Here is a 23,670-nt window from a genome sequence, read left to right on the forward strand (position 1 = left end):
CTGAGTACCGCTGCGAGCGGCACTCAGCGCAAGCGTGTCGCCGTTGTACTTGCTGGGAGCTGGCAATCCAGCCACAACGTAAATAATATCACCCACACATCAAGGAAAAGATAAAATTCAGGAGGCCATCCATATGCTACTTCAATGCCTATTCGCTTTCGGTGCAATCATAACATTTTCAGTAATAATAGAAGCCCCAAGAAAATGCCTGCTAGTTAACGGCATACTAGGTCTTGCAGGCTGGGCAATCTATTTGTATACAGAACAGTTCACATCAGTTCTTATGGCAACCTTTATGTCAGGACTTGTGCTTGCAATAATCTCCCACATACTGGCAAGACTTTTAAAGACACCGGTTACAACAACACTTATACCGGCGATATTAACAATAGTTCCTGGAGCTGGAATGTACCAGACGGTATATTACCTGTTCACATCAGATACACAGCAGGCATTATCAAGTCTTGTTGGAACAATTGGTGCGGCAGGGGCAATTGCGATAGCCATATTTATTGTTGATGCATTAGTTGCTGTAGTTAAACGTATTGTATTATAAAGGAGAGACGGTATGACATTACAACAGCTGTCTTATCTTATAAAAGTTGCTGAGTGCGGCAATATAACAGAGGCTGCGGAACAATTATATATATCACAGCCAAGTCTTAGCACGGCAATAAGCAATCTTGAAAAAGAGATGGGTGTTACAGCTTTTATAAGAACGAAAAAGGGCGTTATAGTAACACACGAGGGTGAAGAACTATTGTCGTTTGCAAGAATGTTATTAGAGCAGGCGGATATTATGAAAGAGCATTTCGGGGTTGTTAATAAAAGAGATCCGAAGTTCTCAGTATCGTGCCAGCATTATTCATTTGCCGTTAATGCTTTCGTTGATGTTGTTAATCAATTTGATGCAGATAAATACAGTTTTATATTAAGGGAAACACAGACAGGCGAGATTATAGATGATGTTGCTTATGGCAAAAGTGAACTTGGAATACTATATCTGTCAGATAATAATGAGGAAGTAATAAGCAAGCTTCTTAAGAAAAATGACCTTGTATACGAACAGCTTATTGAAGCAAAGCCGCATGTATTTATATGCAAGAGGCACCCGCTTGCAGATATGGATTTTGTGACGATTGAAGATTTAAAACAGTATCCATATCTTGTGTTTGAGCAGGGTGAGAGAAATTCATTTTATTTTTCAGAAGAATTCTTAAGCGTGCTTGATTTCCCTAAGAATATACAGGTGCGTGACAGGGCTACTTTATTTAATCTTGCAATAGGACTTAATGGATTTACCGTAAGTTCAGGTATTATTGATGAGAAGCTCAATGGCTCAGATATTATTGCCAAGCCATTAAAATCCGATTGTATTATGAGGATAGGACTTGTCAGAAAGAAGAATATAATGCTTAGCAGATACGCAGAATTCTATATAAAAGCATTGAAAAATAACTTATCCATAGTTTAAAACTATGATAAGCGTAATAAATTAAGTATTTTATTAAAAATTCATATAATGATAATATGACCTCAGGTTGTTCAGTATATTAGTCGAACAGCCTGAGGTTAATTAATTTGGAGGATATATATGCAGACATCGGTTATTGGGTTTCCAAGAATTGGAACATTAAGAGAATTAAAATTTGCAAGTGAAAAGTATTTCAGAGGTGAGATTAGTTCACAGGAATTATTAGATACAGCTAAGAATTTAAGAAAGATACATTGGACTACACAGAAGAATGAAGGAATAGATTTCATTCCAAGTAATGATTTCTCATTTTATGACACATTGCTTGATACAGCAGCTGCACTTGGAATTGTTCCAAGAAGATATAAGGAGCTTAATTTATCAGGTCTTGATACATATTTTGCAATGGCAAGAGGCTATCAGGGAGAGTCTGGTGATGTTAAGGCACTGGCAATGAAGAAATGGTTTAATACTAATTACCATTATATTGTACCAGAGGTTGAAGATGATACAGTTATTAAGCTTTCAGCAGACAAACTCCTTAATGAATACAAAGAAGCTAAGGAACTGGGCATTACAACAAAGCCGGTAATCGCTGGTCCTTATACAGTTCTTAAGTTATGCAGATTTACAGAGAACAAGGGCATTGATGATTTTTTAGATGATTTTATTGCAGCTTACAAGGAGCTTATAGCTTTATGTAACGATAATAACATAAGCTGGTTACAGCTTGATGAGCCTGCACTTGTATATGATTTGAGTGATGCTGACAAGGCTTTATTTAATAAGATATATGATGAACTTCTTAAGGAAAGGGGTAACTGCAATATACTTCTTCAGACATATTTCGGAGATGTAAGGGATATATATGAGGACATTATTAATAAGCCATTTGCAGGTGTTGGACTTGATTTTAATGAGGGAAGAAAGACATTTGAATTAGTAGAAAAATATGGTTTTTCAGCTGGTAAGCTTTTATTTGCCGGTGTTGTAAATGGAAAGAATATATGGAAGAACAACTATAAGAAGACATTAGATTTAATAAGCAGTATTAAAAATGCCTGTGACAATAATATAAATGTTGTTATATCAACTTCCTGCTCATTATTACACGTTCCATATACATTAAAGCACGAGGATAAATTAGCTGACAGCTATAAAATACATTTCTCATTCGCAGAAGAAAAGCTTACAGAGCTTGCCGAGTTAGGTGTTCTTGCTGATAAGAAACAGGATAAGGTTAAGAGTGAAAATGCCTATATTGATAACCAGAAGGTATTTGAGGAAGAAAGAAACTGCCATAACGCAGAGGTTAAGGAAAGACTTGCTAATATTAAGGAAGAAGATTATGTACGTCTTCCATTAAGAAGTGAAAGACAAAAGCTTCAGAAGGAGAAACTTGGTCTTCCGGAATTTCCAACTACAACTATTGGTTCATTTCCTCAGACTAAGGAGATTAAGGCAGAGAGAGCGGCTTACAGAAAGAATGAAATATCAGAAGAAGAGTATACACAGTATATTAAGAAGCAGATTGCTGATTGCGTAAAATGGCAGGAGGAGATTGGTCTTGATGTGCTTGTACACGGTGAATATGAAAGAAATGATATGGTTGAGTATTTCGGCGAGGCACTTGAGGGATATTTATTCACACAGAAGGCGTGGGTTCAGTCTTATGGTACAAGATGTGTTAAGCCACCAGTAATATGGGGTGATGTATACAGAAAGAAGCCAATGACAGTTGACTGGTCAGTGTATGCACAGTCATTAACTAATAAGCCGATGAAGGGTATGCTTACAGGACCTGTAACTATATTAAACTGGTCTTTCCCAAGAGAAGATATAACTATAAAAGAGTCAATATTGCAGATTGCACTTGCAATAAGAGATGAAGTTCTAGACTTAGAGGCGGCAGGAATTAAGGTAATACAGATTGATGAGGCAGCATTAAGAGAGAAGCTTCCACTTAGAAAGTCAGACTGGTATAATGAATATCTTGATTTTGCAATTCCTGCTTTCAGGCTTACACACAGCGGAGTAAAGAATGATACACAGATACATACACATATGTGCTATTCAGAATTCACAGATATAATTCCAGCAATAGACGATATGGATGCTGATGTTATCACATTTGAAGCTTCACGTTCAGACCTTTTAATATTAGATTCTTTAAGAGAGAATAATTTTGAGACAGAAGTAGGACCGGGAGTATATGACATACATTCTCCAAGAGTTCCATCAGTTGATGAAATTGTTAATGCGTTAAATATAATGCTTACTAAAATCAGCAGGGACAAACTCTGGGTTAATCCAGACTGCGGCTTAAAGACACGAGGTGTAAAGGAAACAGATGCCAGCTTAAGAAATATGGTTGAGGCGGCTAAGATAATAAGAAACAGATAAATAAGTTATAGGCAGAGCCTGTTCCTCTTGAAAGATTATACTTAAGTCCACAGTGCAGATTTGCATCTTGTGAAATAGGTAATAAGCTTACAGAGGAACAACAGTGGGCAAAGCTTAAGCTTGTAAAAGAAATCGCAGAAGAAGTATGGGGATAATCCAATCTATCTTACAGAGATTTCTTCATTACAGTAAAGACAGCGGTATTTGCCTGATGGATACAGCTTGAAAATGTGTTCACAGCCCGTTTCGATACTTGTAATACAGCGTGGATTTTTACATTTTATAACATTGGTTAAGATTTTAGGTGGAAGAGGATGATATTTTTTATCAACTTTTCCATCTTTAATTATAATCAGAGTTATCTGTTTATTAATGTAACCAAGAATATCTAATCTTTCAGGAAGCTTGGTTCCTTCTATCTTGATTAAATCTTTACAGCCGTACTTTTCGCTTTTTACATATTGAAGGAGTGCAACAGAATGTGACTGTGCATCAAGGTTTAAAAGGCGGTATATATCTAACCCCTGTCCAGCAGGGATATGGTCGATTACTACACCATTTTGCAAAGAATCTATATTTAACATTATAATCTCCATTCTATTTTACTATAGTACTTTTTTTCCTGTGAGTGGGTCTGTAAGTTCAAGTAAACTCATAATAAGAGCCATACGGATATATTTGCCATTCTGCACCTGTTCAAAATAGGCGGCACGCTTATCGGTATCAACATCAGTTGATATTTCATCAACTCTTGGCAGAGGGTGAAGAACCGGCATATCGGCAGGGGCAAGCTGTAATTTCTCTTTATTAAGTATATAAGTATCTTTTAATCTTATATAATCATCTTCATTAAAGAAACGCTCACGCTGTACCCTTGTCATATAAAGCACGTCAAGCTCTGGGAGTGTATCTTCAAGGCTTCTTACTTCTTTATATACTGATTTATTAGGAATAAGAGTATCTTCTATAAGATAATCGGGAACTTTTAATTCTTCTGGTGATATAAAATAGAACTTATTGTCATTGAAACGTACAAGGCTGTTCACAAGAGAATGTACAGTTCTTCCAAATTTTAAATCACCGCAGAAACCAACAGTCAGGTTATCAAGACGTCCCTTTCTATGGCGTATTGTCATCAGGTCAATTAATGTCTGGGTTGGGTGGTTGTGACCGCCGTCACCAGCGTTGATAACTGGAATTGATGAATACATAGAAGCTCTTAAAGGCGCCCCTTCTTTTGGGTGGCGCATTGCAATAATGTCGGCATAACAGCTTACAACACGGGCGGTATCTGCGACAGTTTCGCCCTTGGTGGCACTTGACTGGTTAGCACCGGCAAAGCCTAAGGTCTTTCCTCCAAGGCTTAACATTGCTGACTCAAAGGATAAACGAGTTCTTGTGCTTGGTTCATAGAATAAAGTAGCAAGCTTTTTGCCGTCAGCAACGTGGCTGTAGGCTTCTTCATTAGAAGCAATCCTGTCAGCTAAGTCTAAAATGCTTATTGTTTCATCAAGTGTAAAATCAAGAGGGTCAATTAAATTTCTCATAGCCATTCTCCCTTTGTTAAATATTGGTTTCTCTCTGCCCCGACAGATATGAACTGGATTTCGTGATTAAGCAGCTTTTCAAGCTTTTCAATATAATTTCTTGCATTATCAGGAAGTTCATCATATGTGCGGTATTTTGATATGTCTGTAAGCCAGCCTGGCATAAGTTCAACAACAGGCTTGTACATATCTATATTGTCTGTTGGGTCAAATTCTGTTACGACAGTATTTTTATATTTATAACCTGTTATAATAGGGATTTCTCTCATATAGCTTAAGATATCTAATTTGGTTAATGCTATTAAATCTGAATTCTGGCATTTAAGGCCGTAAGCACTGGCAACAGCATCAAATGGTCCGACACGCCTTGGTCGTCCTGTAGCAGCACCATATTCGCCGCCGTATTTACGAAGGAGCTTCTGCCATTCTTCAGACATTGCATTTTCTGCAACAAATGGACCAGCACCTACACAGGTTGAATAAGCTTTTAAGACACCGACAATATGGTTAAGTGGGGCATAAGGTATGCCAGCACCTAAAGGGCCATAGGCAGCTATTGTAGATGAGCTTGAAGTGTAGGGGAATATACCATAATCAATATCCCTCATAGCGCCTAACTGGGCTTCAAGAACTACTTTTTTATTATCAGCTAAGGCATTATTTAAGAAAATGCCTGTATCACATATATAATCCCTGAATATATCTGCTTGTTTTTCACACCACGATAAGAGAGCAGGATATGACATTGGTTCCTGATGATAACAGCCGGCAAGTTCAAGATTTTTTGCATCTAATATGGTTTTAAGCCTTGCTTTAACATTTTCATTATCAAGATGAAGAAGGTCGGCAAGACGAAGTGTCTTCTTGCGGTATTTATCGCTATAGGCATAAGCAATGCCCCTGCGTGTAGAACCAAATGCACTGCCTGTTGCAGATAACCGGTTTTCTTCAAGTTCATCTTGAACCTTGTGCCAAGGCATAGATATAGTGGCATGTTTTGAAAGCTTCAGATTATCAGGAGTTACAGATATTCCTTTTTCTTTGATTTGTTCAGCTTCATTTGAAAGATGTTCAAGGTCAATTACCATTCCATCACCGAGAACACATACAACATCAGGGTGAAGTATTCCAGATGGAAGAAGATTAAGAACGAATTTCCCTTTATCAGTGACTACAGTGTGACCGGCGTTATTACCGCCCTGATAACGGACAACAATATCAGCCTGCTCAGCTAACAAGTCAATTACGCGGCCTTTGCCTTCATCACCCCAGTTAATTCCTGTTACAGCAGTAAGCATATAAGCATCTCCTTTAAAATATAGTATAGGTTGTAGTTGGTAAAATGTAACTTTTAATAATGATAATAAATTTTAGTTGCTTTTATTACCAAGTAAGGAGTATACTATTGAAACAATGATAAGTAAAAAGTATAATTGATATGGTTTTGATTATTATTTGATATAACTGTGATACTTATAGCTAGTGAAAGGGTCAGATTATATGAATGTTAATTATGAATATTATAAGATATTTTATTATGTAGCCAAATACAGTAACTTTACTAAAGCTGCACACGCATTAGGTAACAGCCAGCCGAATATAACAAGGGCTATGAATTGTCTTGAACAGCAGCTTGGCTGTTCGTTATTTATAAGAAATAACAGGGGAATTCAGCTTACTCCTGAGGGTGAGAAGCTGTATACACACGTATCCGTTGCGATGAGCCAGTTATTAGAAGCAGAGGAAGAATTATCTGACAGCTCAAGCCTTACAACAGGAAGCGTATCAATTGGTGCAAGTGAGACAGCACTTAATATATTCTTGTTAGATAAGCTTAAAAAGTTCCATATTAAATATCCGGGAATACGTCTTAAAATATATAACCATTCGACACCTCAGGCAATAGAAGCTGTAAGATCGGGAATTATAGATTTCGCTGTTGCATCTTCACCTGTCAATGTAGAAGCACCTCTTAAGCAGATAATGTTAAAGACATTTAAAGAAATTCTTGTAGGAGGTACTACGTTTACTGCATTGGGAAGTCAGGAATTATCATTAAATGAGTTAAAGAATTATCCTTTGATATGTCTTGGCAGGGAAACAATGACATTTCAGTTCTATAATGAATTATTCTATAAAAATGGAATTGAATTACTGCCAGATACTGAGGTAGCTACAACAGACCAGATACTCCCACTTGTGAAAAATGAGCTTGGTCTGGGCTTCGTGCCTGAACTTATGGCACAGGAAGCCCTTAGCAAGCGTGAAATTGTAAAGATATCGTTAAAAGAAACGATTCCTGAAAGAAATGTGTGTATGGTATATGATTACCAGCATCCTTTAAATTCAGCGGCAAAAGAATTAAAAAAGATGATTATGGAAGAGTAGGAGATAATGACAGGTATTATCTTATTAAAAGATATGCCGTGTATCCTACATATAGAAACACGCATACAATTCCTTCCCATCTGTTCATAGTCTTTTTGGTTCTTGCAAATACATAAAGAATGACTGCTGACACAAGAAGTATTATACAGTCGATAATTGACTCTGATAATACATTTAGCGGGCAGATTGTTGCAGACATTCCTAATATGAATAGTATATTAAAAAGGTTAGAGCCTATGGCATTACCGAGTGCAAGTCCGCTGTCGCCTTTTCGTGTCGCTGTGATAGAGGTAACAAGTTCAGGAAGTGATGTACCAATAGCGATTATTGTAAGTCCTATAAAATTCTCACTGACACCGAAATCTTTAGCGATAAGACAGGCATTATCAACAACAAGTGTTCCACCAAATATTACAGAAATAAGTCCGCCTATGATAAATATAAGACTCTTAGGCAGAGAAAGTATTTTACATTCATCAGCAGTTTCACGGTTTTTAAGTGCTGATATAACCATAACTGCAATGTATACAGCCATACTGATGAGTAAGATTATTCCCTCAATATGGTTAATATGTCTGTCAAGAAGCATAATGCAAAGAATTGCTGTTACGATAATGTTAAGTGGCATATCTCTTTTTAAAATCTCAGGATTAGTCTTAAATCCAGCCATAAATGCACATACACCGACAACGACAAGACCATTAAAAAGGTTAGAACCTATAACATTGCTTATTGCAATATCGTTGCTTCCAGCGAGTGCGGCATTAACACTTACAGAAGCTTCCGGGGCACTTGTTCCCATAGCAACAATCGTCAGTCCTATAATAACGCTTGGTACCTTCATAATTCTTGCAAGTGACGAGCTACCATCTACGAAAAAGTCAGCTCCTTTGATTAACAGCACGAATCCAATGAGTAGTAATAAATATTCCATATTAAGTCCTTTCCTGCGGCAAAAGAAACATTTATTAATCTTTATACAAAAAAAGCCTTTTACCACATCAAAAAAATGATTGATAAAAGTCTCGTTACTCACTAATAATAACCGGCCTTGCAGCGTGATGACGATTATTATTACATCTAAAGATGCTAACTACTCCCTTTGTTAATATAATAGTATATGGACAAATTGTCTGTCAACAACTAATTATAAAATATAAATTGTGAAAGCAATAATGTACTATGAATATAGATAAAAATGTGGTATTATAAAAACATCATTTAAGTATTTGTGACGACAATAGAATATAGAAATCAATGATAAACTAACATCAGTGAAAGGACAATGCATATGCAGGAGTATGATGAATCATTTTTCAGGGCGAAAGCCAACAAAAGAGCAGGTATAACCTGGCTTGCTCTTATTTTTATTGCGACCATATATTATGGTATCAAGACAAAGAATGGGGAAATTGCAAGGGGATATTTTATAGCATTTACAGTAGTAGGCTGGGTTACTTACATAACAGGATATATAGTATCTATGATTAAGGGTAAGGCAGCTAAAGAGTACAAATGGGTATTAGGTATATGTTATCTTTTATTCTACGCTGTTATAGCATGGACAGCACTCGATAAGATTTCTTATATATTTATTCTTCCATTATTATCAATTCTTATATTGTACAAAGATCCTAAGTTTATAAAGATGATTATGTGGTTTACATTGTTTGTATTAATCAGCAGTAATATTTACAAAGGTGTGGCTAAGGGAATGATGGATTTTGTTGCAAGTGAGGAGTGTGCACTTCAGTTTGCGATTGTATTATGTTGTTTTGCTTGTACTAATATGGCGATAAGACATCTGGTTGAGTCAGATGGTGCACTGACGGGGTCGATTGAATCGGAGCTGGCACAGGTTGTACAGACAGTTGAGCAGGTTAAAGATGCAAGTAATTCAATTGTTGATGGTGTTACAGTTGTAAGAGAACTTGCAGATGAGAATAAACAGGGTGCTAACAATGTAGTTAAGGATATGGGAACACTTGCAAAGAACAATGGTATCCTTAATGATAAGACAGTTTCATCAATAGAGATGACTAAGGTTATTGATACTCAGGTGAAAGATGTATCAGATCTTATGGAGGAATTCTCAAAGCTTATTGAGAAGTCAGTTGAACATGCTGACTTAAGTGCTGATGAGCTTACAGAGGTTGTTGAAATTACTAACAGAATGTCAGCATTATCAAGCAAGATTGAGACTATTCTTGAAACATTTAAGAAGGAATTTGAAAATGTTAAGCAGGAGACAAGTACTATTGAAGGAATTACTTCACAGACTAATCTTCTTGCACTTAATGCTTCAATAGAGGCGGCAAGAGCAGGAGAAGCAGGAAAGGGCTTTGCTGTTGTTGCTGACCAGATAAGAAGCTTAAGCAGTGGAACTCAAGACTCTTCTAACAGTATTATGGAAGCACTTTCACATCTTGAGGCTACATCAGATGAAATGCTTCAATCAATTACAGAAACAGTTGAACTTATACAGCTTAACATTGAGAAGGTATCAACAGTTAATAAGTCAGTATCAGATATAACGAGTGATGCAACAAGCCTTGGTGATAATATAAAGGTTGTTGACAGTGCAGTTAAGCAGGTTGAGAATTCTAATGAGACACTTACTGCTAATATGAATCAGGTTGGCGAAATAATGCAGATAATGACAGAGAGCATTAATAATGCAGAACAGACAACTAAGACGATGCTTAGCAAATATGAAGCAAGTGCCAAGAGTGCAACGGATATTGAGTCTGTTGTCGGCGAACTTATGGAAGAACTTGGTATCGGTGGATTTATGAATGTTTCCGATATAAAGAGCGGTATGAAGTTCAGAATGGTTATTGAAGACCAGACTAATGCCAAGGAAGAATACACAGGTGAAGTTGTTGACAGAAAAGACAATAATGTATACATAAATATTAATAACAGAGCAGCATTTGATGATAAGAGAAGAAATCTTAAGTGTTCATTTAACGCTGTTGTAGATAATGTATTATATTGCTGGAATGGTATAGCAATACATAATGTCAAGGCAGGAGAAAAGGGACAGTTCAAGCTTACTATTGATACTAACCCACAGGTATATAACAGAAGAAAGTATCCAAGAATGCCACTTGACAATAAGTGTACAATAAGCGTTGATGGTACAGATATAACATATTATGGACACATGGTTAATATTAGTGCTAATGGTTTTGCTTTTTCAGTTAATGACTCATCGTTTGAAAATATGAAGGGTAAGAATATTGTTATCGAGATTGATAATTTCGATGTTATTAAAGACAAAGAAATACAGGGCTGTATAATAAGATGTTCTAATGATGAGGGTAATTATATTGTCGGCTGTAGAATGCCAGAGGACAGCAATGAGATTAAAGACTATGTAAATAAGAATTATAGTGAGTAATAAAGCAGGAGTTGGTTGTTATGTCAATTAAGTCAGTTGGAATTATAGGTGCAGGTGCGGTAGGTTCTTATGTTATATGGGGACTTTCAGATGTTAAGGATATAAAGCTTGGAGTTATAGCCTCAGGTGAGAGAAATCAAAAGCTTAAGGCTGATGGCTGTAAGATTAATGGTAATGTATACCGTCCAGAAGTATGGACACCTGACGAAGCCAAAGGTGTTGATTTATTGATAGTATCATTAAAATACGGAGCACTTCCAGCGGCACTTGATGATATAAAAGCTGCAACTGGTGATAATACTACAGTTATGAGCCTTATGAATGGCGTGGACAGTGAGGAGATTATTGCTGGTAAGATAGGTTCTTCACATATGCTGTATTCACTTATCAAGGTAGCTTCATCACATAAAGAAGGACAGGGTTATGTATTTAATCCAGACACAACTCTTGGAATTATATATGGAGAGCTTAACGCACCATTTGACAGTGAAAGAGTACGTATGGTTAAGGAACTGTTTGAAAGAGGTAATATACATTTTCGGGTAACAAAGCATATTAAAGAGGAGATATGGTGTAAGTTCCGACTTAATGTGTGCAATAATCTTCCGCAGGCTATTCTTGGGGCAGGTGTTGGCTGTTACAGGGATAGTGTTCATATGAAGGCAATCAGTGAAGGTCTTCGTAAGGAGCTTGAGGCAGTTGCACTTGCAAAAGGAATTGACATAAGCATTGTTGAGGGTTCTTCCGGCAGGGGCAGTGCAGTCCTTCCAACAGCGAGATATTCAACATTGCAGGATATCGATGCCAAAAGACATACGGAGATAGATATGTTTTCAGGTGCATTAATGAGAATGGGAAAAGAGCTTGGAATTCCTACACCATATAATGAGTACACTTATCATATGATAAAAGCTATTGAAGAAAAGAACGATGGCAGATTTAATTACAATAGTGATAATGAAGAGCTTACGTGGGCGAAATAGTTATGACTGAGAAAGAAAAGAAGAATTCGTGAGTACTAAGAATAAAAGGTCTTTTTCTGATTACAGAAGAAGACCTTTTAAGTATTTATTTTATTAAAGATAAAACTCCAGTTGATACAAGCTTGGTTACAAGCTTAGCCATTTCGCGTGGGGACTCAGGATTATCGCTTGAGAGCCACTGTTCGATAAGACCGACACAGCCGTAAAGTATAAAATTACCGTAATATTTACAGTTAATTGAAAGTTCAGGCGATAATTTACTGATTTCGGTCTGTATGCAGTACATATTATAAAGCTGGTGTATTTTCATAATAAATGAAATGTCACCATTAGGACCTATAAGCACGCGGAAAAGTTCGGCATTATCGCTTACAAATTCAAATATATCTAAGAATAAAGGATAAGGAAAATCCTTTGTATTCCTGGCATTATATTTTTGAAATATCTGTATGAACTTGTCGCTAAGCTCCTGTTCTATAGAGGCGAGCATATCGTATATATCTTTGTAATGCAGATAAAACGTGCCCCTGTTAATATCTGCCAGTTCACATAATTCCTTTACAGTTATGTCTTTGATGTTTTTTTGTTTCATCAGAGTGGAAAGGCTGTGAATAAGCAGTGTTTTAGTTCTCATTACACGTCTGTCTATATTATTTTCCATATATTACCCTTTCTTAAATCTTTCTTAATTAATTGACATATATCAACACAATGTCTATTAATCAACACTTTGTGCAAAACTGATTATTGAGCAAATATTATATGATAATTATAATTATTCTATAAAAATAATCAACACTATGTTTATAAACACAATAAGCAAAATGAAGAAAGGACGGTACATTTAAGAAACTGATTAATAATTAAAGTTTATTGAAGATTATTAGGATATTTAGTGAATTATATGTACAGAAGAATTTATGAAGGAAAAAGAAGAAAAGCAAAAGGGTAATTTTTGGCTTACGGCAGCCACATTTATTGTGAATAAACGTAAAGCAATAGAAATTCTTTTTATTCTTGCGATTATTTATAGTGTGTTATCTATCAATAAAGTACAGGTTAATCAGGATATTACATCATACCTGCCAGCCGATAGTGAGACAAGACAGGGATTGTCTATTATGGACGAACAGTTTGTTACATATGGCAGTGCTAAGGTTATGCTTACCAATGTCACCTATAATCAGGCAGACGAGCTTGTAAGCGAACTTGAGGACATTGATGGAGTTAAGCAGGTAACATTTGATGACTCATCAGACCATTATAAAGGTACAGATGCTTTGTTTGATATTACATTTGATGGAACGGAAGATGAGGATATAAGCAAACAGGCATTGAATGATGTCAAGGATACGTTATCAGATTATGACGTATATGTTTCAACGGAGGTTGGTTCGGAAGAAGATAGTGCGGAATCACTGTCAAAGGATATGAACATTATTCTTGTACTGGCAGTAATTATTATAGTAGTTGTGTTAATGCTTTCAACAAAGGCATATCTGCAAATTCCAGTATTGCTCATAACATTTGGTGTTGCGGCAATTCTTAATATGGGAACTAATTACTGGTTCGGTACTATTTCGTCTATCACCAACTCGATAGCAGTAGTGTTACAGCTTGCACTGGCTATTGACTATGCGATTATTCTCTGCGACAGATTTATGGAGGAGCACGAAACGCTTAATGCAGAAGAAGCGGTAAAGGTTGCACTCTCAAAGGCTATTCCAGAGATTAGTTCATCATCACTTACAACTGTATCAGGTATGGTTGCAATGATGTTTATGCAGTTCAGGCTTGGTTATGATATGGGTATTATATTGGTTAAGGCCATTATTATAAGTCTTATATCAGTATTCTTTCTTATGCCGGGAGTACTGCTTATATTTGCCAAGGGAATTGATAATACACATCACAAATGTTATGTGCCAAAGATTACAATTGTTGGTAAATTTGCTAATAAGACCAAATATATAATTCCACCTTTATTTATAGTATTTCTTATAGCAGCAGCTATATTTTCAAATAACTGCCAGTATATTTATGATACAAGCTCAATTGTGAGTGCGAAAAAGAGTAATGCTAAGATAGCAGAAGAAAGAATAGAGGATACATTTGGCAAGAGCAACCAGTTAGTTGTTATGGTGCCAAAGGGCGATTATGAGTCAGAGAAGAGAGTGTTAGGCAAATTAGATAATCTAAGCTATGTTACATCAACACTTGGTCTTGCAAATGTGTCAATTAATGATGATTATGTGCTTACGGATAAGTTAAATCCTAGACAATTTGCTGAATTGATTGATATAGACAGGGAAGTAGTTGATGTGCTTTATATGGCATATGCTTATAATCATGAGCAGTATGGTCCTGTATTTACAGGAGTTAATGATTATGAGGTTCCTATTATTGATATGTTCTTATTCCTTTATGACCAGTATAGGGAAGGTTATGTAACATTAGATAGTGAGCTGGACGATAAGCTTAACACCCTGTATGATACGCTTCACGATGCCCAGCTACAGCTTCAGGGAAGCGGTTATTCAAGATTTGTGCTTAACCTTTCACTTCCGGTAGAAGGTCAGGAAACATATGATGCATTGGAAGAAATCCGTGGTATTGCAGCTCAGTATTATGGCACAGATAATGTAGTCCTTGTTGGTAATTCTACAAGTGACCACGATCTTGAGTCATCATTTGCATCAGATAATATTATTATAAGCGTACTTACTGCACTTTTTGTTATGATAATTCTGTTCTTTACATTCCAGTCAGCAGGACTTCCAGTGCTTCTTGTTCTTACTATTCAGGGAAGTATATGGGTTAACTTTGCTGTACCGGCATTACAGGGACAGACAGTATTCTTTATTGCATACCTGATTGTATCAGCAATACAGATGGGTGCTACAATCGATTATGCGATTGTTATATCTAACAGGTATTTGCAGTTAAAGAAGGAAATGCAGCTTAAAGATGCAATGATTGAGACACTTAACCAGTCATTCCCAACAATATTTACATCAGGTTCAATTCTTACTTGTGCAGGCTTCCTTATAGGTGAGATTGCCTCTGATGCGACAGTTGCTTCAATAGGTGTTGCACTTGGACGAGGTACATTAATATCAATTATCCTTGTATTATTCGTGCTTCCACAGATACTTTTACTTGGAGATATAATTATTGAAAAGACAGCTCTTACAATGAATATTGCAAGACCACAGAAAGAAGTTGCCGGCAGGGTAAGAGTTACAGGACACGTCAAAGGTTATGTACAGGGTGAGATTGATGCTGACATTCAGGGAACATTCCAGGGACAGATGAAGGTATCAGTTGATTCACTAATTCCAGGACGTCAGGGACAGGTTACATATGAAGATACAGATAATCTTTTATTAACAGATAAAAGTGATGGTGTGGATAATACAGAAAATGTTACGAACAATACAGAGAAAGGAGATGAGCAGTAATGGTAAAGCTTAATACAAAATTTAATAAAATACTTGCAGTAATGCTGTCACTGCTCATTATCTTTGCGGCATTTGGAAATATTATTCCATATGTGGTACAGGCAGAGGAAGCTGACAGTGATGTTATAGTAATTTCCAGTGCCAGGGAACTTATTGAATTTGCCAATAACTGTAAATATGACAGTTACAGCAGGGGCAGGACAGTAAGACTTGCTACAGATATCAATTTATCTAATACAGATTTTAATGGAATACCATATTTTGATGGAACATTTGATGGTGCTAACCATACTATAAGAAGCTTTAATGTCGATTATAAGGGTTCAGATTATGGCTTTTTCCGTTACCTTGGAGAAAATGCTTATGTATGCAATTTTAGTGTATCAGGAAGCGTTAATACATCTGGTTCACAGAAGAATATAGGAGGAATTGCCGGTGTTAATTATGGTACAATAACTAACTGCACATTTTATGGAAAAGTCAATGGTACAACATATGTAGGTGCGATTGCAGGAATTAATAAGCCGGGTGCTAATATAACTAACTGTCTTAGTGATGCTGTTGTTACAGCAACTAACCAGACAGGTGGAATAGCTGGCAAGAATGAAGGACTTATAAGTGAATGTGTATCAAGAAGCCGCGTTAATACAGATGAATTAGCTTCATCACTTGATGTCGGTGGAGTTGATGTTGGAACATTTAATATTACACAGCACGTTGTAGACCGTAACGATATGGGTGGAATAGCAGGTAATTCATCTGGTGTTATTTCATCGTGTACAAATTATGGAACAATTGGATATAACCATACAGGTTATAATGTTGGTGGTATAGCAGGAAGCCAGAATGGAAAGATACTTAACTGTACCAACGAAGGCGATATATACGGCAGAAAAGATGTCGGCGGTATTGTCGGACAGGCAGAGCCTTATATAGAGTCTGAATATTTACAGGACAGAATTGATACAATTCAGGGCTCTGTTAATAATATAAGCAATACATTAAACAGCTTGTCAGATTCAATGAGCAGTGCTTCATCTAAGACAAGAGATTATGCAGAAAGCATTACTAACCAGTATAAGGAAGATGTTGATGTATTATCGGACTCTTTAAAAGAAGTATCTGACTCTATGCAGGATAACCCTGATACAAGAGAGTATTTTGACAATATTGATAATGCTCTTAATAAGGTAAAGGACATTCAGGGTGATGATAAAATTTTATCAGACTCCCAGAAAGATGCTATCGATGAGCAGTGGGATATCATTAATGATAATCTTAAGGACATCAGTAACACAATGGCAGATTCGAGTGATACAGCAGAAGACTTTGTAAAAGATGTGTCAGACCAGCTTGGAACAGGCAATATTACAGGAGATATTCAAGGTATTGTAAATGTTCTTGATGAACAGATACAGAATATTTCTGACAGTATCAATACCATTTCTTCACAGATTAACAATATAGGAAGTACAGTGAATGATACAGCACAGCTTGTTACAAGTGATGACAGTCATATAGAAGATATTTCCACGGCGGAAAATGCAAAGAATACAGACGGTGTTATAACTAAATCAGTGAACAGGGGAACTGTATACGGTGACCTTAATGTAGGTGGAATAACAGGAACTATGAACATTGAATATGATGTAGACCCTGAGTATGATCTGGATTTAAGAAGTTCAACAAATGTCAAGCTCCGTTCAACAGTCAATGACATAGTAATATACTGTGTTAATTATGGAGAGGTTACTTCCAGAAAAGATTGTGCAGGCGGAATAACCGGTTTGCAGGAATTAGGACTTATATATGGCTGCGAGGGCTATGGAAGTGTTAAGTCTGAAACTGGTGATTACGCAGGTGGAATAGCTGGTAACAGTGTCAGTTCAGTATCAGATAATTACAGCCTTTGCAATGTTGAAAGTGACAGTTATGCAGGTGGAATATGCGGACAGGGATACACAGTTAAGAATAATGTGTCCATTGCAACAATCAGCGGTGATGGTGAGAAAAAAGGTGTGATTGCCGGAACTACTGATTCAGAAGGAAGCGTAAGAAATAATATATTTGTGAGTGACATTTTAGGCGGCATAGATGATATTAATTATAGCGGTATTGCTGATAAGGTAACATATGATTATGTTATGTCACTTGATAATATTCCAGAAGGCTTTCATCAGATAACAATAACATTTAAAGCTGATGATTACGTTGCTGGAACTAAGGTAATAGCCTACAATGGCAATATTACAACATCAGACCTGCCATCAATACCAAAGAAAGACGGATATTATGGCGAATGGCCGGCAGATATTACAGTAAGTCCTATAACACAGAATAAAGTTGTTGAGGCAGAATATCACCTCTGGACAGAAAGTCTTGCATCTAATGAGAAAAATGCAGATGGCAAAATATTATTCCTTGCAGAAGGTAAGTTCTACAACGATGACAAGCTTGTAACCAGGACTTGTGACATAAGCGGTCTGTCAGGAGATGTAGTATATGCTTATAGCTGGCAGATATTAAGCTCTCACACAAGCCAGCAGGATACTGTTACAGGGCATTTTCTTGTAGAAGATAGTGATGGCAGCAATGAAATATGGTATGTAGATAAAGACGGCAACAACTGGGTCAAAGCAGACACGAAAAAGAACGGCAGTTACATAACAGCCGTAATCCCATACGAAGCCGATTGTGCCCTTATACACAAGAGCTCCAACAAAATAATCTACTACATAGCCGCCGCTATAGCCATAATACTTCTTGCTACAATAATAATAATAAAGCACAAGAAAGCCAAACCAACAGGTAAGTAGTAAGAAACAAAAGCCAATATAAGATATGAAAAAATGCTCCCATCCAGCTAACAGGTAAATCCCAATTCACCAATCATCTGGAAAGGAGCATTTTTAAATATCATACCAAAGCGAATAATATACGATATAGTCATAACACTCTACAGAGTTCATCTACAAAGAACAGTGTCCACACGTCACAACAATCTACACCAAGTTGTGAGCCTATGCTATATTGCAAGCTGGGTACTGTTGAAGCCGCCGGTACTTAGCGGCTGTCCTTTAGCCGCTTAGTATCCGCTGCGGTTTCAAGTAGCGGGAGCGTGCCCAGCGGTAATATAGCAGAGCCTCGCAACGTCCGTTAGTAATAGCTGTCCGTCATTCATCACTGCTTTTTGGAATTACTCTAACACAAGTAAAAGCGCCATCTTAAACTTTCCATTAGCTGTCACACTATGAAGTCCATTTTTTTCAAAACGGAAACATTCACCTTCTGAAAGCTCATAATCTTTACCTTCATATCCTATAGTTGCCTTGCCTTCAAGTGCAAATACGATAGCATTACCAGGTGCTCTGTGAGGTGTAAGACCTGTTCCCTCATCAAATGCCATAAGCACATACTTCATATCAGGAGTGCTTACAACATCCATATTGGCAATACTGCCTTCTTCGTAAGATATAAGGTTCTTAAGTGCAAATACTTCATTAGTTTTTACGTTAGCGTTCATATTAATATCCTTTCCTGTACATATAATCTCTGTATACACAATTCCGTTAGATGTCTGCATTCCGCATAATGTACCAGCAGGTACAATAAGCAGTTCATCTGGCTGTAATTTAATAATCTCTGGTTCTTCTCCAATAATGAATTCTCCCCAGCCGGAAGCTCCAATATACATAGTCATTCTGTCATAGCTTTCCTGACTTATGGAAGTATCCTTTCCCATAGAGAAGTAAGTTACTTTGGTAGAATTGCCAAGCTTGGAATCTCTTGAGATAGTCATACCATTTCTTGTCGGGCGAAGTTCTTCAATACTAAATTTCATAATCCTCCAATCTGATGAATAGGGTACATCTAATAGGTGTGGTTGTATAATAATTCTTGTTACAATTTAGAATATAACCTATAATTATATAAATGGGAAGTACGCACATTTAGGTTATATACTTTCCTTTAGGTTAGTGTGGAGTGAAAAAATTCTGGCGGAGGGGTAATGGAGGACGGACGTTGTGGAGGACGTGTTGTATTACCGCTGGGCACGCTCTCGCTACTTGAAACCGTAGCGGTACTAAGCGGCTAAAGGACAGCCGCTTAGTTTTTTGATAACTTAGGAAGGAGTTGGATTTATGAAAGAGATGTGTAGTTTGTGTTGTCAGACGGGGGAGGGGATTGGTGATACGGATTTTGGGTATACTTTGTCGCTTATAAGTGGGAAGTATAAGCTTGTGATTATGTACTGGCTGGCTAATCATAAGGAGGTTATGAGGTATAGTGAGATTAAAAGATGTATGGGAAATATATCACATAAGACACTTAGTGCCACATTAAAGGAGATGGAGGCGGACAGGCTTATTGTAAGAAAAGAGTATCCTCAAATTCCACCAAAAGTAGAGTACAGCCTGTCAGAAAGAGGAAAGTCTTTAGTACCGGTTCTTGTTGCAATGTGCAAGTGGGGCGGAGAGCACAGAGATGATAAATAAATATATTGACATTTTATTAACTATGTATTATTGTACTAATAAAGTAATACAATAATACAATGTAAGGCACATATATTGTTTATGCATTACTACCATATGGGAATTATCAATATTGATTATAAGCAGGAGGAATAAGTTATGAGTTGGAACTTTAGTAACGATGTCCCTATATATCTGCAAATAATGGAGCATTTTAAAGTTCAGATAGCCAGCGGAAAGCTTGAGGTCGGCGATAAGATTCAGCCGGTGAGGGAGCTGGCATTGGAGGCAGGAGTTAATCCTAACACAATGCAGAAGGCTTTATCAGAGCTTGAAAGAGAAGGTTATCTTGAATCACAGAGAACATCTGGAAGATTCGTTGCAGACAGAGGTAAACAGATAGACAGGTTAAAGCAGGATATGGCTCTGGAGCTTTGTGAGAGCTTTCATAATGGAATGAAAAAGATAGGTTTTACTCCAGAAGAAGCAATTGCAGAGTATAAGGAATATATCAGCCGTATAAAGGAATAAAAGTTATAACAGGGAAATTATAACAGTGCTTTAATTTATCTTGGAATGGAGGATATATGAGCAATTTGGTGGAGATTAAAGAATTAGGCAAATGCTATGGCAAGAAAAAGGTTATGAATAATCTGTCACTTTCCCTGGAAAGTGGCAGGATTGTAGGAATATTAGGTCCTAACGGAAGTGGCAAGAGTACACTTATTAAGATGATGGCAGGCGTGCTTAAGCCAACTTCAGGACAGATTACAATTAATGGGTATCCGGTTGGTGTTAATACTAAGAAGATAGTGTCATATCTTCCAGAAAGAACATACCTTAATCCATCTATGAAGGTAAAGGAAGCAGTTGATTATTTTGCGGATTTCTATGAGGACTTTTCCAAGCAGAAAGCACTTGATATGCTTGAGAAGTTCGGAATTAATGAGCAGGATAAGATAAAGTCACTTTCTAAAGGAACAAGGGAAAAGGTGCAGATAGTGCTTGTTATGAGCAGGGAAGCAAAGCTGTATCTTTTAGATGAGCCTATGGGAGGTGTAGACCCTGCGGCAAGAGAGTACATTTTACGGACAATAATAAGCAATTACAATGAAGATGCGACAGTTGTTATAACAACACATCTTATAAGTGATATAGAAAATGTTCTTGACGAGGTTGTATTTATAAAGCAGGGCGAGGTGTATCTTAAGGAGTCAGTTGATGATATAAGAACCAAATACAATAAGAGTGTTGACGCATTATTCAGGGAGGTGTTCGTATGTTATTAACAGCAGGCAGATTAATAAAATATGATTTGAAAGAATTATTTAAAAAACACATTGCATTATATATAGTTACATTACTTGCGGCATTTGGGTGCTGGGCATTACACATATTATCAGAATATGTTCCGGATAATGGCATTACACCAGTGGCATATCCGGTTATGATAGCAGTTTATGTAATTGTATGCGTAGTTTTATTTATTGTAAGCATAGTATTTGTGATATTATATTTTAGAAGAAGTATGTTAAAAGATGAGGGTTATCTTACCCACACACTTCCAGTTCCTGTATGGCTTATATATGTATGCAAGCTTATATCAGGATATATTATATATCTTGTTAATTTTGTAGTGATTATTGTTTCTGTATGTATATCAATTGCAAGGGTGGACTGGATATGGAGAGTGCCAGAGAGTATTAATGAGCAGTTAAATGTGTTAGGATATAAAGGCAGTTTCTGCACATTAATAATTATATTGATTATATTGTCAGGGATATATATGTATGCAATGTTCTTTTTCTGTATGTGTATGGGATATACAGCCAATGGCAACAGGGATGCATTCTCATTTGTAACATATATTGCAGTGTATATTGTTGGACAGATATTGAATGTTATTGTGCTTTTACTTACGCCAATAAAGGGGAATGGTAATATGTTTGAAGAGATGATTAAGGAATCTGTAACGGGAAGTGATGTGGCATTTACGTTTGAAGAATTCGGACATATTATGACAGGTTCGGTTGTGGTGTCAGTAGTTATGTTTATTGCGTTTGTGGTTGCCTCAATATATATACTCGATAAGAAATTAAATCTTGAATAATAATTTTAAAGCTTAATTTCTGGTAACTATTATTTAAGAAGTCTTTTTTACAAGAGAATTACTTAAGGAGCAGTATTATGGCAAGAAGTACGGATTTGACAAAAGGAAATATAACGAGAGGCTTATGGGGATTTGCACTTCCTCTTATGTTAGGAAATGTATTACAGCAGCTTTACAATCTTGTAGATACGTGGGTTGTTGGACGATATGTAGGTGATAATGCACTGGCGGCAGTAGGTTCGTCATATACGCTTATGACATTTCTTACATCAGTAATTATAGGCTTGTGTCTTGGCAGCAGTTCATTTGTGTCTATGGCATATGGCAGAAAAGATGTTAAGGCTATCCGTAATGGAATATTCTTATCATCATCTATGATAGGTGCAATTGCTGTTGTGATTATGGCATTGTTCTATATATTAGTTGATAAGATTATATTACTTTTGCAGGTTCCGTATGAAATTGCCGGAGATATGAAAGAGTATCTTATATATGTGTTTATAGGTTTTATTGCAATATACATATATAATTATGTGTCTAATATATTAAGGGGAATTGGCAACTCGGTAGTTCCCCTTGTATTTCTATCAGTGTCTGTTGTGCTTAATATATTTTTAGATATATTGTTTGTGGCAGGTTTTAATATGGGAATTAAGGGTGCGGCAGCAGCAACAGTGATAGCACAGTATATATCTGGAATAGGAATATTTATATATATGATTGCGGCTTATCCTGAATACAGGATACATAAAGATGATATGCAGTTTAATAAAGAGAATATAACGAATATATTTTCTTTATCAGGCTTTACCTGTCTTCAGCAGTCAGTTATGAATTTTGGAATATTATGCGTACAGGGAATAGTAAACAGTTTTGGTACAGTGATTATGGCAGCATTTGCAGTGGCTGTAAAGATAGATACCATAGCATATATGCCGGTACAGGATTTTGGAAATGCGTTTTCAGTATTTGTTGCACAGAATTACGGGGCAGGGCAGAGACAGCGTATTAAGAAAGGGATAAAGCAGTCAGTAGTAAGCGTTATTATATTCTGCGTGTGCATAAGTGCGGTTGTATGTGGATTTGCAGGCACATTTATGGGCATATTTGTTGATAATTCCAGCGTGGACGTAATTAATGCGGGAGCTGTGTATCTTAGAATAGAGGGAACATTTTATATAGGAATTGGAATATTATTTATGCTGTATGGCTATTACAGGGCAATCAATAAGCCGATGATGTCAGTTGTGCTTACAGTGATATCACTTGGAACAAGAGTTGTGCTTGCATACACTTTATCTGGAATATCAGCAATCGGGGTTATTGGAATTTGGGTGGCTATTCCTATCGGCTGGTTCTTAGCAGATGCGGCAGGGATTATTTATTACATTTTTAAAGCAGGTAAAAGCCACATATAAGTGTGACA

General features: G+C 36.7%; 19 protein-coding genes and 1 pseudogene. 14 read left to right on the forward strand and 6 right to left on the reverse strand.

What is annotated here, in order from left to right:
• The first annotated feature begins 133 nt into the window (after positions 1 to 133).
• The 4 genes and pseudogenes from WMO14_RS05640 to WMO14_RS05655 form a co-directional block, all read left to right on the forward strand.
• On the forward strand, positions 134 to 556 hold the full coding sequence (locus WMO14_RS05640) for a threonine/serine exporter family protein (protein WP_022501956.1): 423 nt from the start codon (positions 134 to 136) through the stop codon (positions 554 to 556).
• A gap of 12 nt (positions 557 to 568) precedes the next feature.
• Positions 569 to 1,474: a LysR family transcriptional regulator gene (locus tag WMO14_RS05645; RefSeq protein WP_022501955.1), complete on the forward strand. Its 906-nt coding sequence runs from the start codon at positions 569 to 571 to the stop codon at positions 1,472 to 1,474.
• Between the two features lie 120 nt (positions 1,475 to 1,594).
• The gene (metE, locus tag WMO14_RS05650) at positions 1,595 to 3,877 is read left to right on the forward strand and encodes a 5-methyltetrahydropteroyltriglutamate--homocysteine S-methyltransferase (protein WP_349153434.1); all 2,283 of its coding nucleotides are present in this window, start codon (positions 1,595 to 1,597) and stop codon (positions 3,875 to 3,877) included.
• An 11-nt stretch (positions 3,878 to 3,888) separates the two neighbouring features.
• Positions 3,889 to 4,032 (forward strand): annotated as a pseudogene (locus WMO14_RS05655) (5-methyltetrahydropteroyltriglutamate--homocysteine methyltransferase); the annotation flags it as partial.
• A gap of 6 nt (positions 4,033 to 4,038) precedes the next feature.
• Here the strand turns inward: WMO14_RS05655 and WMO14_RS05660 are convergent.
• The 3 genes from WMO14_RS05660 to WMO14_RS05670 are packed head-to-tail and all read right to left on the reverse strand — an operon-like array spanning position 4,039 to position 6,722.
• The gene (locus WMO14_RS05660; protein ID WP_055173995.1) at positions 4,039 to 4,461 is read right to left on the reverse strand and encodes an aspartate carbamoyltransferase regulatory subunit; all 423 of its coding nucleotides are present in this window, start codon (positions 4,459 to 4,461) and stop codon (positions 4,039 to 4,041) included.
• Positions 4,462 to 4,482: 21 nt separating this feature from the next.
• On the reverse strand, positions 4,483 to 5,424 hold the full coding sequence (gene pyrB / locus WMO14_RS05665) for an aspartate carbamoyltransferase (protein WP_055173996.1): 942 nt from the start codon (positions 5,422 to 5,424) through the stop codon (positions 4,483 to 4,485).
• Entirely contained in the window at positions 5,421 to 6,722 is a 1,302-nt protein-coding gene (locus WMO14_RS05670) for an adenylosuccinate synthase (protein ID WP_055173997.1), read from the reverse strand. Before WMO14_RS05670 ends, pyrB begins: the two co-directional genes overlap by 4 nt.
• A 202-nt stretch (positions 6,723 to 6,924) precedes the next feature.
• Between WMO14_RS05670 and WMO14_RS05675 the strand changes: the two genes are divergently transcribed.
• The gene (locus WMO14_RS05675; protein WP_022501950.1) at positions 6,925 to 7,812 is read left to right on the forward strand and encodes a LysR family transcriptional regulator; all 888 of its coding nucleotides are present in this window, start codon (positions 6,925 to 6,927) and stop codon (positions 7,810 to 7,812) included.
• A 16-nt stretch (positions 7,813 to 7,828) separates the two neighbouring features.
• Here the strand turns inward: WMO14_RS05675 and WMO14_RS05680 are convergent, their stop codons facing one another.
• Positions 7,829 to 8,746 (reverse strand): calcium/sodium antiporter, encoded by a 918-nt coding sequence (locus WMO14_RS05680; RefSeq protein WP_349153435.1) that lies wholly within the window; start codon positions 8,744 to 8,746, stop codon positions 7,829 to 7,831.
• Between the two features lie 357 nt (positions 8,747 to 9,103).
• Between WMO14_RS05680 and WMO14_RS05685 the strand changes: the two genes are divergently transcribed.
• The gene (locus WMO14_RS05685) at positions 9,104 to 11,215 is read left to right on the forward strand and encodes a methyl-accepting chemotaxis protein (protein WP_055306227.1); all 2,112 of its coding nucleotides are present in this window, start codon (positions 9,104 to 9,106) and stop codon (positions 11,213 to 11,215) included.
• Between the two features lie 20 nt (positions 11,216 to 11,235).
• The gene (locus WMO14_RS05690; protein WP_349153436.1) at positions 11,236 to 12,198 is read left to right on the forward strand and encodes a ketopantoate reductase family protein; all 963 of its coding nucleotides are present in this window, start codon (positions 11,236 to 11,238) and stop codon (positions 12,196 to 12,198) included.
• An 85-nt stretch (positions 12,199 to 12,283) separates the two neighbouring features.
• Here the strand turns inward: WMO14_RS05690 and WMO14_RS05695 are convergent, their stop codons facing one another.
• Positions 12,284 to 12,859 (reverse strand): TetR/AcrR family transcriptional regulator, encoded by a 576-nt coding sequence (locus WMO14_RS05695; protein WP_055306225.1) that lies wholly within the window; start codon positions 12,857 to 12,859, stop codon positions 12,284 to 12,286.
• A 259-nt stretch (positions 12,860 to 13,118) separates the two neighbouring features.
• Here WMO14_RS05695 and WMO14_RS05700 point away from each other — a divergent pair, with 259 nt between their 5' ends.
• Positions 13,119 to 15,659, forward strand: coding sequence for an efflux RND transporter permease subunit (locus WMO14_RS05700; RefSeq protein ID WP_349153437.1), 2,541 nt, complete (start codon positions 13,119 to 13,121; stop codon positions 15,657 to 15,659).
• Positions 15,659 to 18,475, forward strand: a complete 2,817-nt coding sequence (locus WMO14_RS05705; protein WP_349153438.1) for a GLUG motif-containing protein — start codon at positions 15,659 to 15,661, stop codon at positions 18,473 to 18,475. Before WMO14_RS05700 ends, WMO14_RS05705 begins: the two co-directional genes overlap by 1 nt.
• A gap of 380 nt (positions 18,476 to 18,855) precedes the next feature.
• On the opposite strand, the gene WMO14_RS05710 is transcribed toward WMO14_RS05705, so the two are convergent.
• Positions 18,856 to 19,500 (reverse strand): cupin domain-containing protein, encoded by a 645-nt coding sequence (locus WMO14_RS05710; protein ID WP_055174002.1) that lies wholly within the window; start codon positions 19,498 to 19,500, stop codon positions 18,856 to 18,858.
• Between the two features lie 301 nt (positions 19,501 to 19,801).
• Between WMO14_RS05710 and WMO14_RS05715 the strand changes: the two genes are divergently transcribed.
• From WMO14_RS05715 to WMO14_RS05735, 5 genes are all read left to right on the forward strand, one after another.
• Positions 19,802 to 20,155 carry a winged helix-turn-helix transcriptional regulator gene (locus WMO14_RS05715; RefSeq protein ID WP_242854082.1) on the forward strand — a complete coding sequence of 118 codons (354 nt, stop codon included), beginning with the start codon at positions 19,802 to 19,804 and terminating at the stop codon, positions 20,153 to 20,155.
• Positions 20,156 to 20,293: 138 nt separating this feature from the next.
• Positions 20,294 to 20,665, forward strand: coding sequence for a GntR family transcriptional regulator (locus WMO14_RS05720; RefSeq protein ID WP_349153439.1), 372 nt, complete (start codon positions 20,294 to 20,296; stop codon positions 20,663 to 20,665).
• 56 nt (positions 20,666 to 20,721) lie between these two features.
• Positions 20,722 to 21,423, forward strand: a complete 702-nt coding sequence (locus WMO14_RS05725; protein WP_349153440.1) for an ABC transporter ATP-binding protein — start codon at positions 20,722 to 20,724, stop codon at positions 21,421 to 21,423.
• A complete protein-coding gene (locus WMO14_RS05730) occupies positions 21,414 to 22,244 on the forward strand; it encodes a hypothetical protein (protein WP_349153441.1) in 831 nt (276 codons plus the stop codon). Before WMO14_RS05725 ends, WMO14_RS05730 begins: the two co-directional genes overlap by 10 nt.
• 77 nt (positions 22,245 to 22,321) lie before the next feature.
• Positions 22,322 to 23,662 (forward strand): MATE family efflux transporter, encoded by a 1,341-nt coding sequence (locus tag WMO14_RS05735; protein ID WP_055306218.1) that lies wholly within the window; start codon positions 22,322 to 22,324, stop codon positions 23,660 to 23,662.
• Positions 23,663 to 23,670 lie beyond the last annotated feature (8 nt).

It is taken from the genome of Lachnospira rogosae (ex Hitch et al. 2025), assembly GCF_040096455.1.
In the GTDB taxonomy this organism is placed as follows: domain Bacteria; phylum Bacillota; class Clostridia; order Lachnospirales; family Lachnospiraceae; genus Lachnospira; species Lachnospira rogosae.